This is a genomic window from Thiohalophilus thiocyanatoxydans (genome assembly GCF_004366735.1).
Taxonomy (GTDB): domain Bacteria; phylum Pseudomonadota; class Gammaproteobacteria; order UBA6429; family Thiohalophilaceae; genus Thiohalophilus; species Thiohalophilus thiocyanatoxydans.
In genome coordinates, this window is sequence record NZ_SOQX01000001.1 from 232,371 (window position 1) to 247,262 (window position 14,892).

Sequence of the window (14,892 nt, forward strand, 5' to 3'; positions counted from 1 at the left end):
CCGTGACAGAGAATCTGCCGTGTCCCGAACACTTGTTGTGGACCTCGTCCCTCGTCCCTCGTCCCTCGTCCCTGCCCGCAGGGCGGGTGCGCCAGGGCGGCTTCAGCCTCCCGCTGGCGATCTTCATCATCGTCGTGATGGCCCTGATCGGGACCGCCATGGTCAGCCTCACCCAGAGCGGCCAGCGCTCGGTGGCCAGCGAGGTGCAGTCGATCCGCACCTTCTACGCCGCCGAAACCGGCGCCCAGACCGCCGTCGCCCAGGTCGTGCCGCTGGGTGGCGGCAACCCCGGCTGCACCGCCGTCAGCAACAGCATGAATTTCTCGCCGGCCGAGCTGAGCGGGTGCACGGCCACCCTTGATTGCGAGACATTGACTCTGGCGGGCGACACCTATTACCGGATCACCAGCGACGCTGAGTGCAGTTTCGCTGACAACGACACCCGGCGGCAGGTGGAGGTCATGGTGAGGCTGCCGTGAACAACCCCCCTTGCGATAACCTGTCGGGACCCGGCCTCGCAGGCCCCGGTTCCCTGGTTCGGCGTTTAAACCCCGCGCCGGCAACTAAACTCTGCCGCGCCACCGCCGATAAGCTAAAATGGCGGCATAGTGACGCTATCCCGACGCCCGTATCCTGTGTTTTATAAAAACGAAGCATTCAACACCATGCAGCCTTCTACAGCTGATCGCGATTCCATCTGCCCGCCGCGGCGCGCGACGCCGGCGCTGGAGCACGTCGCTCCAGGGCGAGTCGCCCGGTAATGGCCGGGGCAATGGCACAATATCCCGACGCGAGGGCGCCATTCGGGTTGGCGGGCCGGGAATCGCGCCTGGCGGACACCCTCGCCAGCCTGCGCCGGGGCTGGCGCAAAACCGCCCGGATCGCCGGGGCGCTGCTGGTGGGCGCCCTGCTGCTTGCACCGGCGCCATCCGCCAACGCCTACCCGGCCGACCAGTGCGCCGCCGACCGCTTTGGCTCCGACCTGAACTGTACCGCCAACGATGTCGCCATCACCAATATGCAGGTCATCGGCGACATGACCTGGTGCGAGGGCGGCACGGATATCGTGGTCGACCTCGAGGTCACGGTCAACTTTGCTTCACCAGACCGTAACGACATCGGCGTCTTTATCTCCAACGACGGCAACGATCCGCAGACTACCGAGGCCAATGGCGGTGCCGCAAGCTGCTCGGTCAGCGAGCTGCCGACAGAGAGCCCCTTTCTGGATCTGGACGGCGATAGCTGCGGCGACGGCAACCAGAGCATCAGCGGCGGGACCGGTTCCGGCACGTTCTACATGACCGACGTCACGGTACCCTGTCAGGCGATGCCCGGCTCCGGTAACGACCTTTATGTCCCCTTCGTCGTCAGCTGGGACCAGGACAAACAGGGCCAAAATGTTTGCAGCGACGAACGCGATCCGGTGCCCCGCACAAAATCCAAGTGCAACGCGCCGGACATCGCCCAGGGCACCATTCAGGTCGGGGTGATGCCGAGCATCAGCAAGAGCGACGACATCGAGTATATCAAGTCCGGCGACTCCACCACTTACGACGTGACCATTACCAACGACACCGGTGACGAGCTTGGCGGCGCCGAATTCAGCGACCCGGCCGTAAGCGACATGAGCGTGGACAGCCTCAACTGCACGGCAAGCGGCGGCGCCACCTGTCCCACCGGGTATACGATCGCCGATATGCAGGGCGACGGGATCACGCTGCCGGACATGCCGGACGGCGGGAGTCTGACATTCGAAATCGAAGCGACCCTGACCGGCGATCCCAACGACACCATTACCAATACCGGCTACGTCACCATGGGCAGCCACACCAATTCGGCGAGCGACACCAACACCATTGTCGATGAGATCGGCATTTCGCCCACCTCTCAGAACAAAGAAGGCGCGGCCGGCAATACCGTCACCTACGAGTATACCGTCAACAATTTTACCCCCTGGGAGGATGACATCAGTCTCTCGGCGGTATCCAGCGAGGGCTGGAATGTCTTGTTATCCGACGCCACGCTCACGGTGGACTCGGAGGGTTCGGCCGACTTCACCCTGGAGGTGGAGATTCCCGCCGGGGCAAGCATCGATGACTTCGATACCACCACGATTACCGCCACCTCGGGCGATGACCCGACCATGACGGCAAGCGCCACAGCCAAGACAACGGTTGCCGAGCTTCTGACACTGGTTCCCGACAATACCGCTGCCGGCGGACCCGGACAGACCTTCTCCTACGAGCATACCCTGCAGAACAATTTCAGCTCGTCGCAAACCATCTCGTTATCAACCGCTATGACGGGTGACTGTACCGACTGGCAGGCGACCATTTATGAGGCTGATGGCGAGACGGTGATCAGTTCGGTTGATCTGGACGGCAACGGTGACAACACGGATATTGTCGTCGAGGTGACAGCTCCGAATTCGGCGGCGATCGGGGACAGCTGCGTTGTCACCACAACCGGCACCACCAGCGGTGTTTCCGCCTCGGCGAAGGACACCACGACGATCAAGGAGCTGGGCCTCTTCTGGGATCCCGACTACGAGGAGGAGAGCTACATCTATCCGGCGGGCAATAATGTCTATGGCAAGGCCTTCGGCCTCACTGACGGCGAGGATTATTACTTCGAGTGGTATGATCCCGCGGGTGATCTGGTTCGCACTTCTTCGACAACGACTGTCCTCGGTACCGTTTTGCCCGACACCTACAAACTCCCCGACGACGCGACGCTGGGGACCTGGAATGTGAAGGTATGGCACGATACGACCCCTGACCGTGAACTTCACCAGGAAACCGACTTTTATGTGGGCCCCGATCACATTGAGGCCAGCCATTCGGGCGATACGGAAACCACCGACACCAATGTAGAAGTCGATCTGGCGCTCCATGACCGCTTTAATCACGCGATCCCGGAGGATTCCAATGGCGATCTGATTACCGCCAATCCGCCGACCACGGCCAATCCACTGCTGGTCACTGTCACGGTCGACGGTTCGGCGAGTATTGTCTCCACCTCGCTGGGCAATGCCACCATTTCGGGACAAAAGGTGACCGGGCTTCTGGACGATACGGACGGCACCGCCACGATGACCATCACCAACAGTGTCGCCGAAACCGTCAACGTTACGCCCGAATCCCACGAACCCGCGTTGTACGGCTCGCCCCTGCGAGACGAGTCCGCCGCCATCGATTTCAAGCGACCGCCGCTTGACCACTTTCGCCTGGAATACAACGGGCAGGGCCTGACCTGCCAACCCAAATCGATTACCGTCAAGGCCTGCATTGACACTAACTGCAACAATCTCTATGCCTACGATGTCAGCGTTTCCCTGTCACCAGGCGGCTGGGTCGGTGGCGACAACAAGGTCCTCAGCGGCGGTTCCGAGGAGTTTGAACTGCGCAAGACGACCACGGGGACGGTAACCCTGGATATTGACAGCTCGTCCCCCAGTCCCAACAACACACCGGTCTGCGTCAACACGGCCACCGACAACGAGAGCTGTGATCTGACCTTCCATGACAGCGGTTTTCTGGTCGACGTGCCGACCCAGACCTCGTGTCAGACCTCCGGCGATCTCACTCTGAGCGCGGTTCGCACCGATGACGTGACTCAAAAATGTGTCCCGGCCTTTGCCAGTACGACAAAGAACCTGAAAATCTGGGCCGAATACTCGGATCCGGCCAGCGGGACTCAAAGCGTCGAGCTGAGCCACGCCGGGAATGACTACTCCCTGCCCGACACGGAGCCGGGCGCCACCAACATCCCGATCGAGTTCAACGCCGATGCCGAGGCGACCTACAACCTGACCTATCCCGACGCCGGCCGGCTGGTGCTCAAGACCCAATACGAAGGCAGTGGCGACGATGCCGGCCTCACCATGCTGGGCGACAGCACCTATGTCACCAAGCCGGCCAAGCTGTATGTCCATAGTGACGACACCGACGCCGACTGTGCCAGCGGCGACGCCACTTGCTCGCGGCTGACCGCCGCCGGCGACAGCTTCAATATGAAGGTACGTGGCGCCTGTGCCGACAACAGCCTGACACCCAATTTCCGGCTGGATAACATCGATCTGACCCAGAATCTCGTGGCCCCCGCCGGTGGGGAGAGCGGTTCCATTAATGTCACCAACTTCAATATCGCCGACGAGGACAATGGCGAGCATCTGATCAACAACCAGACTGTCTCCGAAGTCGGTGTCTTCACCTTTACCGCCAGTCTCGGTAGTGGTGTGGATTATTTTGGTGAGACCAGTATCGGCAATACCACGCTCAACACCAGCGACAACATCGGCCGTTTCAGCCCGCATCACTTTGTGGTCAATGCGACCGAGGCCTGTAACGACAGCTTCACCTATTCGGGCCAGCCGTTTACGGTGACAGCCGAGGCACGCAACCAGGGCGACAACCCAACTCGCAACTACCGCGACGGCTTTGTGCGGGATCCGGTGATCTCCAATGCCGGCGATACCGACAACTTCAGCAACAACACACTGGGCAGCAGCGAGTTCACCACCAACGACGGCATTGGCGAGCGCACGGATATCACCTACACCTTCCCCGACAAGAAGACCGCCCCGCTCAACATCACCGAATTGCGCGCCACCGACAGCGACGGCATCACGTCCGACACCTATACGGAAGGTGAAATAAACATCCGCAGCGGCCGCATCGCCCTGGACAACGCCTACGGCTCGGAGCTGGTCGATCTGCGCGTGCCGATGGTTGCCCAGTACTATGACGGTGATGCGTTTGTACGCAACGAAGAGGATATCTGTGACAACGGCGTCACGATCAGTCTGCTCAACCCCACCGACACCCTGGAAGTCGGCGACGGTGAGACACGTGGCGAGACCTGTGTGCAGGATACCGACGATTCCGGGGACAGCGGCGCCGGCTGCGCCATCGCCGCGGATACGGATATTCAGTATACCGACGCACCACCCGATGCCGGCGAGTACACGCTCTATCTCAAGGCACCCGACGACGACAGCAGCTTCGATCCCGACGATCCGATTTACGGTACCCTCACCGTCCGGGCCGATGCACCCGCCTATTTACAGTATGACTGGGACGATGATGCGACTGAAGAGGAGCCCGCCGCCACCATCAGCTTCGGCCGCTATCGCGGCGACGACCGGGTTATCTACTGGCGCGAAAAATTCTAAAACAAAAGACTCACCACCAAGACACGAAGACACCAAGAATAAAATTGACAACAACGGCTGACGGACACCGCGAAGTTTATGCACGGAGGGTGCTATGTCCGGCCTACCCAAATCGTGACCAGACTGTAGGCCCGATATAGCGTTAGCGGCATCGGGCATCCCGGAGGTTGCCGGACACCGCTCGCGCTCTGTCCGGCCTACCCAAAACGCAACCCGATGTAGGCCCGATAAAGCGCAGCGGTATCGGGCATATCCAGAAGCCGCCGGACACCGCTCGCGCTTTGTCCGGCCTACCCGAAACGCAACCCGACGTAGGCCCGATAAAGCGCAGCGGTATCGGGCATTCCGAAGGCCGCCGGACACCGCTGCCGCTCTGTCCGGCCTACCCAAAACGCAACCCGCGTAGGCCCGATAAAGCACCCTTCGGGCATAAACTCCGCGGTATCGGGCATATCCGGAAGCCGCCGGACACCGCTCGCGCTTTGTCCGGCCTACCCGAAACGCAACCCGCGTAGGCCCGATATAGCACCCTTCGGGTATAAACTCCGCGGTATCGGGCATATCCAGAAGCCGCCGGACACCGCTCGCGCTCTGTCCGGCCTACCCAAAACGCAACCCGACGTAGGCCCGATAAAGCACCCTTCGGGCATAAACTCCGCGGTATCGGGCATATCCGGAAGCCGCCGGACACCGCTCGCGCTTTGTCCGGCCTACCCGAAACGCAACTCGATGTAGGCCCGATAAAGCGCAGCGGCATCGGGCTATTCCCTTATTCGAGCTCTATTCCTGCAATATTTCGTGGTTCACTCTCGCCCCAACCGGGTGCATAGTATCCAAGCTCCAGGTATCTTTTATATGAACTGAACGGCCAGGCATCGGGATCATTGACCAGACCGTGTTTTACCGGGTTGTAATGGATGTAATCCATATGGCGCCGCCAGTCTTCATCATCTCGAATCACGTGTTCCCAGAACCTGGACTGCCATATTCTTCCAGACGCACCTTTCAGGTGTCGCGTCACATAGCCTTTGAGCATTTTCCACCGATTCGAGAAATCCGCATCTTCCTCAGGCATTCGCCAGATACAATGGATATGATCGGGCAATATCACGATCGCTTCGAGCTTGAAGGGGCGCCGGGCCATAACATGTCGAAATCCGTTTCGTAAAACATCCACATTAGATGCTTCAGTAAATAATGGCTGGCGGCTCGCTGTGACCGCGGTGAAGAAGTAGACACCGCCGGGATAATAAAGGCGTCGATAATCGGACATGGTTCCTCCCTGAACCTGGTCATTGTGGCCCTTTGCTGCAATTTACGGGATTTGTTTTATCATGACAAATTTTCGCCGGAAATCGCGCAGTTTATGCCCGAAGGGTGCTTTGTCCGGCCTACCCGAAACGTGACCAGACCGTAGGCCCGATAAAGCGATAGCGGTATCGGGCATTCCGAAGGCTGCCGGACACCGCTAACGCTATGTCCGGCCTACCCGAAACACAACCCGGCGTAGGCCCGATAAAGCGCAGCGGTACCGGGCATCCCGGAGGCTGCCGGACACCGCTCGCGCTATGTCCGGCCTACCCGGATATATAACAAATCTTTTCTTCGTGTCTTGGTGTCTTCGTGGTTAGACTTTTTATAAATTCAGCTCCTTGATCTTGCGGGTGAGGGTGTTGCGGCCCCAGCCGAGCAACTTCGCCGCGTCCTGGCGGCGGCCGCCGGTTTTTTTGAGAGCGGTTTCGATCATCACCCGCTCGAATTGCGGCGTGGCTTCATCGAGGATGGCTGTATGGCCCCGGGCCAGTTCGTGTTCGGCCCAGTGACGCAGTAACTCACTCCAGTCACCGTCGAAATGGCTTTCCGCTTTGCCGTGCAACATCTCCGGCGGCAGATCGTCCAGATGCACGACCTGGCCCGGCGACATGACCGTCAGCCAGCGGCAGGTGTTCTCCAGTTGCCGTACGTTGCCGGGCCACTCCTGTTGCGCCAGGTAGTCCATCACCGCCCTGTCCAGGCTCTTGGCCTCGACATCGAGTTCCTTGGCGGCGCGATTCAGAAAATGTTGCGCCAGTAATGGAATGTCCTCGCGCCGTTCGCGCAGGGCGGGAATATGAATCCGGATAACATTCAGGCGATGGAACAGATCCTCGCGGAAGCGACCCTGTTCCACCAGGGTCTCCAGATTCTGATGCGTGGCGGCGATGATGCGCACGTCGACCTTGACCGCGCTGTGGCCACCGACCCGATAGAACTCGCCGTCGGCCAGCACCCGCAACAGGCGGGTCTGCAGTTCGGACGGCATGTCGCCGATCTCATCCAGAAACAGGGTGCCGCCGTCGGCCTGTTCAAAACGCCCCTGGCGGGCGGCATTGGCACCGGTGAACGCGCCCTTTTCGTGCCCGAACAGTTCCGACTCGAGCAGATCCCGCGGGATCGCGGCCATGTTCAGGGCGATAAACGGCTGCTCGGCGCGCGGGCTGTGACGATGCAGGGCCTGGGCGACCAGCTCCTTCCCGGTGCCCGACTCGCCGTTGATCAGCACCGTAATGTTGGAGCGGGCCAGCCGGCCGATGGCGCGAAACACCTCCTGCATGGAGGGGGCCTCGCCGATGATCTCCGCATCCACCTGGCCGGCCTGCAGCTCGCCCTGCTCGCTGGCGCGCCGGTGACTCACCGCGCGACGCGCCAGCTCCACCGCCTCGTCCACATCGAACGGCTTGGGCAGATACTCGAACGCCCCTACCTGATAGGCGTTGACCGCGCTGTCGAGATCGGTGTGCGCGGTGATGATGATCACCGGCAGACCCGGATACTTTTCATGAATCCGACCCAGCAGTTCCAGGCCGTCCATGCCCGGCATACGGATGTCACTGATGATCACATCCGGCTCGCTACGATTGAGGGCGCGCAAGACGCTGTCGGCTTCGTCGAAACTGCGCACCTCCATCTCGGCATTTTTAAACGCCTTCTCCAGTACCCAGCGGATAGAGCGGTCGTCGTCGACGATCCAGATGGTTTCCTTGCTCATGGTTATCTCACGCCTCAAGTTCGATCGGGATATAGATGGAAAACACGGTCCGGCCCGGTTCACTGTCGCACTCGATAATGCCGTGGTGCTGCTGAATCAGCGACTGGGCAATCGACAGCCCCAGACCGGTCCCTTCGGCCCGGCTGGAGACCATGGGGAAGAAAATCCGCTCCAGCACCTCCGCCGCAATGCCCGGACCGTTATCGATCACCTCGATGCGGGCAACCAGATCGTGCTGTTTCTGGCCGATGGTGAATTTGCGCACCACCCGGGTGCGCAGCAGGATTTCGCCTTCGCCCTGCAGCGCCTCGATGGCGTTACGAATGATGTTGAGCAGGGCCTGGATGATCTGATCCGCGTCTCCCGTCAGTTCGGGGATACTGGGATCATAATCCCGCCGGATCTGGATGCCTTGCGGCGCTTCGGCCAGCAGCAGGCTGCGCACGTGCTCCAGCAGCTCATGAATATTGACCGGCGCGAGTTGCGGCAGCTTGTTGGGCCCCAGAATCCGGTTGACCAGCTTTTGCAGCCGATCGGCCTCGTTGATAATGACGTCGGTGTACTCTTTGAGATCGTCGCTCGGCAGCTCCCGGGCCAGTAACTGGGCCGCGCCGCGCAACCCGCCCAGCGGGTTTTTGATCTCATGGGCCAGCCCGCGCAGCATCTGCTGGGTGGTCTGTTGCTGGGTCGCCCGGCTCTCGTCCCGGGTGATGCGCAACAGGCGATCCATCCGGCTCACCTCCACCAGCAGTTCCGGGCTCTGTTCCCGCTCCATCAGCGGCAGGGCGGTCAGATCCACCACCACCTCGCGGCCGTGCACCAGCTTGAGCGTGACCTCGTGGCGGGTAAAGGGATGCCCGCTGGCCAGCGCCTCGCGCAGCTCCGCGGCCACATTATCGCTCGTTTCAAACAGCGTCTCGAAACGCTGGCCGATCAGGTGGGGACCGCTGCTGCCGAACAGCATCTCGGTCGCCGCGTTGACATAGCGCAGGCGCAGATCGTGATCGAACAGCAGCAACCCCGAGGTCATCGCCTCGAGGACCCGCTGTTGTGTGTCCGAAGAGGGGATCATCGCGTCCATACCCTGTGCTATAGCAAAAACCAAACCACACGCGCCGTTTTCAGGCACCGATCAGCGGATTTTTGCGTTGCACGATTAAGACCGTTTAAAAACAGTAAGTTAAGACAGGTTGCGGGGAGAGTGCCCGGTATCTGGTGCGTTTACAATGTGCGCCGGCCGCCTGCTCTGAGCAGAGCATAACGCAGAAGTCACTCTTGTGCACTATTATGGTGCAAACAGATCAGGGAGAGGGGGCGGAGGGAATGGCCGGCTGCTTCGGCGGCGTCATATTGGGCGCCGGGTTGGCCGGCGGGATCCGGCTGTGGCGCAACAGGTGGAAGGTAACGCTGCTGCTGGAAGCCAGTACCTCGCCATCGCCGTCCACCACCTCCAGTTTGACCGTATGGGTCCCCCGGTCCACGTTGCTCAGCGACACGGCGACCCCCTCCTCATCCAGCCGCTCGCCATCCAGGCTCCAGCGCAGAGTGTGACCGCTGCGCAATCCCGGCGTCACGTTGCCCTGCAGGGTGATATTGCCGGCATTGTTCCGGATGCTCTCATCATTGGCGGGCGAGGTGACCGCCACTTCATACGGGGGGGTATCCTCCCGATCCCGGCGGGTCGGCGGTTCAAAATTGATATCGGGGGATTTTTCAAACCGGGTCGCGGGCGCCCCCCTCGGAGACATCGCTTCCGCGCCCTCGGAAGGCTGATCGCTGTATTCCACCGAGCCGTCCGGATTGACCTTTTTATAGATCTTGTCGTCCGCCGCGACGGGCAGCGCGAAAACCAACAGCAGCATCAAACAGAGATTTCTCATGTCTCAAGAATAGCCCTCGGACGGAGCATCTACAACAGGTCTTTATTATCAGACCGGGTTATTGGCCCGGAATCCACTTTGTTAGTAAGAGCTCAGGGACGAGGGACGAGTAACGAGGTCCGAGGAATTGATCATGGTCGACTCAACAACATCACAAAAAAATAATTTATTTGCTCTCTTCGTGTCCTGACGGGTCATCTACAATAGTTTTTTATTATCAGCATCGATTATCAACCCGATCTCCAATTTGTAAGTGAGAGCTCAGGGGCGAGGTACGAGGTACGAGGTACGAGGTACGAGGTACGAGGTACGAGGAAGTGATCATAGTCAACTCAACAACATCACAAAGACACAATTTATTCGCCTTCTTCGTGCCCTGACGGTGCATCAGCAACCAATAGTTATTATCCGGCTGGTTGAATGATCAGTAGTTCACCCTGTTAGTTAGAGCTCAGGGGCGAGGGACGAGTAACGAGGCGCGAGGGAAATGCAGGCTGTAGGAGGCCAGCCCTCTGGCTGATTGGTTAAGAATAGTACAATCATCGAGGCTGGATCGCTGAGGGGGCCGGCTCCCACAACAACATAATTTATTCGCCTTTTTCGTGTCTTGGTGTCTTCGTGGTTAATATTTTTTACGTTTTGAAACAAAAACGCCCCCTTGCGGGGGCGTTTTGTTTTCACCTGTGCTGGTACTTACAGGCTGTAGTACATGTCGAACTCGACCGGGTGGGTGGTCATGCGGAAGCGGGTAACCTCGTCCATCTTCAGTTTGATGTAGGCGTCAATGACATCATCGGTAAACACACCGCCCTGGGTCAAAAAGGCCCGGTCTTCGCTCAGTGCATCCAGCGCCTGATCGAAGGAGTGGCAGACGGTCGGGATGCTGGCCGCTTCTTCGGCTGGCAGATCGTAGAGATCCTTGTCCATGGCATCGCCCGGATGGATCTTGTTCTGGATGCCGTCCAGACCGGCCATCATCATGGCGGTGAACGCCAGGTACGGGTTGGCGGTCGGATCCGGGAAGCGCACCTCGATGCGGCGACCTTTCGGGTTGGCCACGTACGGGATACGAATCGAGGCGGAACGGTTACGGGCCGAATAGGCCAGCATGACCGGCGCTTCGAAGCCCGGCACCAGACGCTTGTAGGAGTTGGTCGAGGCGTTGGTGAAGGCGTTCAGCGCGCGGGCATGCTTGATGATCCCGCCGATATAGTAGAGCGCGGTTTCGGAGAGACCGCCGTACTCATTACCGGAGAACAGGTTCTGGCCGTCCTTCATCAGTGACTGATGCACGTGCATGCCGCTGCCGTTGTCGCCGACCAGCGGCTTGGGCATGAAGGTGGCGGTCTTGCCATAGATGTGCGCGACATTGTGGATCACGTATTTCATGCGCTGGTTCCAGTCGGCCCGTTCCACCAGGGTGCTGAACTTGGTGCCGATTTCACACTGGCCGGCGGTGGCCACTTCGTGGTGGTGCACTTCGACCGGCACACCGACTTCTTCGAGTGCCAGGCACATGGCGGCACGCAGATCGTTCAGGGAGTCGACCGGCGGCACGGGGAAGTAACCACCTTTCATGCCCGGGCGGTGACCGATGTTGCCGTCGGTGTAAACCCGCTCGGAGTTCCATTCGGCTTCTTCGGAATCCACCTTGTAGAAGGCGCCGCTCATATCCGCGCCCCAGCGAACATCGTCGAGAACGAAAAATTCCGGTTCCGGGCCGAACAGGGCGGTATCGGCAATGCCGGTGGACTGCAGATAGGCTTCACCGCGCTTGGCGATGGAGCGGGGATCCCGCTCATAGCCCTGGCCGGTGGTCGGCTCCAGGATATCGCAGGTCAGGTTCAGGCTCGGCTCTTCGGAGAAGGGGTCCAGAAAAGCGCTGTCGGGATCGGGCATCAGGATCATGTCCGATTCGTTAATGCCCTTCCAGCCGGAGATGGACGAGCCGTCAAACATCTTGCCTTCGGTAAACAGGGTTTCATCCTCGGCATGGGCCGGCACGGAAACGTGCTGCTCCTTGCCGCGGGTATCGGAAAAACGGAAGTCAATAAACTTGACGCCGTTATCTTTGATCATCTTCATGACATTGTCAGACATTGCAGGTTCTCCGGTTATTTCAATATTCAGTGTTATTCAGAATTGCGCGGCAGACGGCGCAGTCCAAAATCTGTTGCCCGTTCAAATGCACGAACCATGCCATACCGTAACGAATTGATTTGGCAGGGGCCCGGCCCCTGTAGATCACAGCGCCGGGGACCGATTGCACTAAAATAGTGCATTATATTTACATGGTGCACCAATATGATTCATTAGCGGTACAGTAACCTGACCGACTGCACCCCCTCCACTTCCCGCGCGGCGCGGGCAAAGCGTTGGCGCAGGGCTTCGCGCTGATTCGGGTCGCGCTCCAGCACCAGATCGATTGGCAGGATCAGTTCCACCTGAATGCCCCCGTCGAGGTAGTGTAGCGTAGTGTGGGCAATCCAGCGGGACTCTTCAATCCCGGACCAGGCTTTCTCCAGACGTCCCAGCAGATCGCTGCGACCTGGCAGGTTCAGATTCAACGGGACTCGTTCGTCATTTTCCGGATCGATGTGCACGGTCACATCGTTGACCTCTTCCACGTCACTGATCACCTTCTTGCGCACCCGCTCACTGACATAGTGGGCTTCGGAGACGCTCAGATAGGGATCCACCTGGATGTGTACATCCACCAGCGCTTCGGCGCCGCTGCGCCGGCTGCGCAGAATGTGCAGCGCCGCGACCCCGTCAACACTCAGGATCGCTTTACGAATCGCCTCCTGGCGCTCCGGCTCCAGCGCCGTATCCACCAGCTCCTTGACGCTGTGCGCGGAGAGGCTCCAGCCAATCTTGGCGATCATGTAGGCGACACCGATGGCGGCGATGGCGTCCAGGTATTCCAGCCCCGCCATGCTCCCGGCGACCCCCAGCAGCACGATCAGCGAGGAGATGGCATCGGAACGGCTGTGCCAGGCATTGGCCTTGAGCATGTGGGATTTGTATTGACGGGCGATCGTCATGCTGTAGTGGTAGATCGCCTCCTTGCCCAGGATTGAAACACCGGCCACCACCAGCGCCCAGAAACTCGGATGCAGCAATTTGTCGGGATTGAACAGGCGGATTACGGCATCAATACTGATCCCCGCCGCCACCGCCATCAGGGCGATCCCCAGACCGACCGTCGCCATGGTTTCGAAACGTCCGTGGCCGTAGGGGTGTTCGGCGTCGGCTTCGCGGCTGGAGTGGCGGGCGGCGTAAATCACCACCGCATCGGTCGCCAGATCGGAAAAGGAGTGCACCCCGTCGGCGATCAACGCCTGGGACTGGGCCAGCCAGCCGACCACGACCTTGAGCACCCCGAGAATCAGATCCACCAGGGCGCCGACCAGGGTGACGCGGGTAATCTGGCGGGTGCGATCATCCCGCTGGGCACGGGTGATCACCGGGGCCTGATCCCGCTCAGTCGTCGCCATCACCGGCCTCGATCCGAATCACGATCTCATTATCCTGTTGCGCGGTGTCCAGCACCCGATGGCCGTTGATCCGGCACCAGGCGGGGATGTCATTCAGCGCACCCGGGTCCGTACAGGTGACTTCCAGTATCTCCCCGGGCGCCAGGGCGGCGAGCGCATCCTGCACCCGGATCACCGGCATCGGGCAGAGCAGGCGGCGCGCATCAAGTTGGTGAGTACTCACAAATACCATTCCTGCGGAATCGCATCCAGCGCCATCGGCGCCACCTGCAGGGTCTGCTGCCGGCCGTCGGTGTAGTTCACCTCCACCTCGACCGCCCCGGCGTCGCGCCCCTGGCTGAAACGGGCGGCGACCCGGGCGGCGGTTTCCAGATCGGCCTCGCTGGTCTCGCCGTCGATCAGGGCCAGTGGCCCCTTGTGGCTGGCGATGCGCAGATGGATAAACTGGTTACGATAGCCCTCGAGGAAATTGTTCTCCCCCTCCTCGCGACCGATGATCACCTTGTAATTGGGGGCCGGTCGCAAATGCCGACCCACCTTGAGCAACATGATGTCATCCAGCTGGTAATCGCGGCTGGAGCGATGCTGCCACATATCCACCAGCTTGTCGGAGTAGTTCTTGTCGGTGAGAAAACAGCAGCCGCCGGCCGGCTGGGCATAGTCGGTGAAACCGAACTGCGCCGCCAGGGCCATCTGCGGCTTGCGCGAACGGCCGCTGAAATCATACAAGCGTTCCCGATCCACCCAGCCTTCGCGCTCGGGCAGCGTCGGGGGCAGATTCTTCGCACACAGCGGTCGCAGTAATCGATCGCCGGCCCTGGACTCGCGCTGGATCACCGGCATGGTCTCCTTGCGCTGGGACATGGGACGCTGGCCAATCACCTCGCCGGTGACGATAAAGTCAAAACCGTTGGCCGCGATCCACTCATCCGCCTTGCGCACCATAAACCCCTTGCAATCAAGACAGGGATTCATGTTCTGGCCGTAACCGTGCTTCGGGTTCAACAGCACATCCTTGTACTCCTCGATCACATCGATAATGTGCAGCTTGATGCCCAGCTGCTCGGCCACCCACAGCGCGTTATTGCGTTTCGGTTTGGCCTGATCCTGCTTGCGGATGGCATGCGTGTGACCCTCGACGCAAAAGCCGGTGAAAAAATTGATCCCTTCCACATGCACGCCCTGCTCCTGCAAAACCCGCGCGGCCAGCAGGGAATCGAGACCTCCGGAAATGAGGGCGACGGCTTTGGGTTGTTTGCTCATGGGTACTTACCGGTGCTAGCGGGATTTGTCTGGGGAGGGCAAGGATAGCAG

Annotated in this window: 10 protein-coding genes; 2 read left to right on the top strand and 8 right to left on the bottom strand. The window is 60.0% G+C overall.

Going from position 1 to position 14,892, the window contains the following annotated elements:
* The first annotated feature begins 2 nt into the window (after positions 1–2).
* Positions 3–479 (top strand): pilus assembly PilX family protein, encoded by a 477-nt coding sequence (locus EDC23_RS01045; protein WP_134080415.1) that lies wholly within the window; start codon positions 3–5, stop codon positions 477–479.
* 293 nt (positions 480–772) lie between these two features.
* Positions 773–5,173, top strand: coding sequence for a DUF6701 domain-containing protein (locus tag EDC23_RS01050; protein WP_134080416.1), 4,401 nt, complete (start codon positions 773–775; stop codon positions 5,171–5,173).
* A gap of 769 nt (positions 5,174–5,942) precedes the next feature.
* On the opposite strand, the gene EDC23_RS01055 is transcribed toward EDC23_RS01050, so the two are convergent.
* The 8 genes from EDC23_RS01055 to EDC23_RS01090 all read right to left on the bottom strand — a co-directional run bounded on the left by EDC23_RS01055 (position 5,943) and on the right by EDC23_RS01090 (position 14,841).
* The gene (locus EDC23_RS01055; RefSeq protein WP_134080417.1) at positions 5,943–6,446 is read right to left on the bottom strand and encodes an REP-associated tyrosine transposase; all 504 of its coding nucleotides are present in this window, start codon (positions 6,444–6,446) and stop codon (positions 5,943–5,945) included.
* 363 nt (positions 6,447–6,809) lie between these two features.
* Positions 6,810–8,201 (bottom strand): nitrogen regulation protein NR(I), encoded by a 1,392-nt coding sequence (gene ntrC / locus EDC23_RS01060; protein WP_134080418.1) that lies wholly within the window; start codon positions 8,199–8,201, stop codon positions 6,810–6,812.
* 7 nt (positions 8,202–8,208) lie between these two features.
* Positions 8,209–9,270 (bottom strand): nitrogen regulation protein NR(II), encoded by a 1,062-nt coding sequence (gene glnL / locus EDC23_RS01065; RefSeq protein WP_399359072.1) that lies wholly within the window; start codon positions 9,268–9,270, stop codon positions 8,209–8,211.
* A gap of 232 nt (positions 9,271–9,502) precedes the next feature.
* On the bottom strand, positions 9,503–10,063 hold the full coding sequence (locus EDC23_RS01070; protein ID WP_166668736.1) for a DUF4124 domain-containing protein: 561 nt from the start codon (positions 10,061–10,063) through the stop codon (positions 9,503–9,505).
* Positions 10,064–10,774: 711 nt separating this feature from the next.
* Positions 10,775–12,181, bottom strand: coding sequence for a glutamate--ammonia ligase (gene glnA, locus EDC23_RS01075; protein ID WP_134080420.1), 1,407 nt, complete (start codon positions 12,179–12,181; stop codon positions 10,775–10,777).
* 212 nt (positions 12,182–12,393) lie between these two features.
* Positions 12,394–13,578 carry a cation diffusion facilitator family transporter gene (locus EDC23_RS01080; RefSeq protein WP_134080421.1) on the bottom strand — a complete coding sequence of 395 codons (1,185 nt, stop codon included), beginning with the start codon at positions 13,576–13,578 and terminating at the stop codon, positions 12,394–12,396.
* Positions 13,565–13,810, bottom strand: coding sequence for a sulfurtransferase TusA family protein (locus EDC23_RS01085; protein WP_134080422.1), 246 nt, complete (start codon positions 13,808–13,810; stop codon positions 13,565–13,567). The genes EDC23_RS01080 and EDC23_RS01085 overlap by 14 nt, the downstream gene beginning before the upstream one ends.
* Positions 13,798–14,841 carry a tRNA (5-methylaminomethyl-2-thiouridylate)-methyltransferase gene (locus tag EDC23_RS01090; RefSeq protein ID WP_134080423.1) on the bottom strand — a complete coding sequence of 348 codons (1,044 nt, stop codon included), beginning with the start codon at positions 14,839–14,841 and terminating at the stop codon, positions 13,798–13,800. Before EDC23_RS01090 ends, EDC23_RS01085 begins: the two co-directional genes overlap by 13 nt.
* Positions 14,842–14,892: the final 51 nt, after the last annotated feature.

What these genes read in the sequence shown, in the direction of transcription:
- EDC23_RS01080 (WP_134080421.1), bottom strand. Translation starts at nt 13,578, where the DNA reads ATGGCGACGACTGAGCGGGATCAGGCCCCGGTGATCACCCGTGCCCAG.
- EDC23_RS01055 (WP_134080417.1), bottom strand. Translation starts at nt 6,446, where the DNA reads ATGTCCGATTATCGACGCCTTTATTATCCCGGCGGTGTCTACTTCTTC.
- EDC23_RS01085 (WP_134080422.1), bottom strand. Translation starts at nt 13,810, where the DNA reads ATGGTATTTGTGAGTACTCACCAACTTGATGCGCGCCGCCTGCTCTGC.
- EDC23_RS01070 (WP_166668736.1), bottom strand. Translation starts at nt 10,063, where the DNA reads ATGCTGCTGTTGGTTTTCGCGCTGCCCGTCGCGGCGGACGACAAGATC.
- ntrC (WP_134080418.1), bottom strand. Translation starts at nt 8,201, where the DNA reads ATGAGCAAGGAAACCATCTGGATCGTCGACGACGACCGCTCTATCCGC.
- EDC23_RS01050 (WP_134080416.1), top strand. Translation starts at nt 773, where the DNA reads ATGGCACAATATCCCGACGCGAGGGCGCCATTCGGGTTGGCGGGCCGG.
- EDC23_RS01090 (WP_134080423.1), bottom strand. Translation starts at nt 14,841, where the DNA reads ATGAGCAAACAACCCAAAGCCGTCGCCCTCATTTCCGGAGGTCTCGAT.
- glnA (WP_134080420.1), bottom strand. Translation starts at nt 12,181, where the DNA reads ATGTCTGACAATGTCATGAAGATGATCAAAGATAACGGCGTCAAGTTT.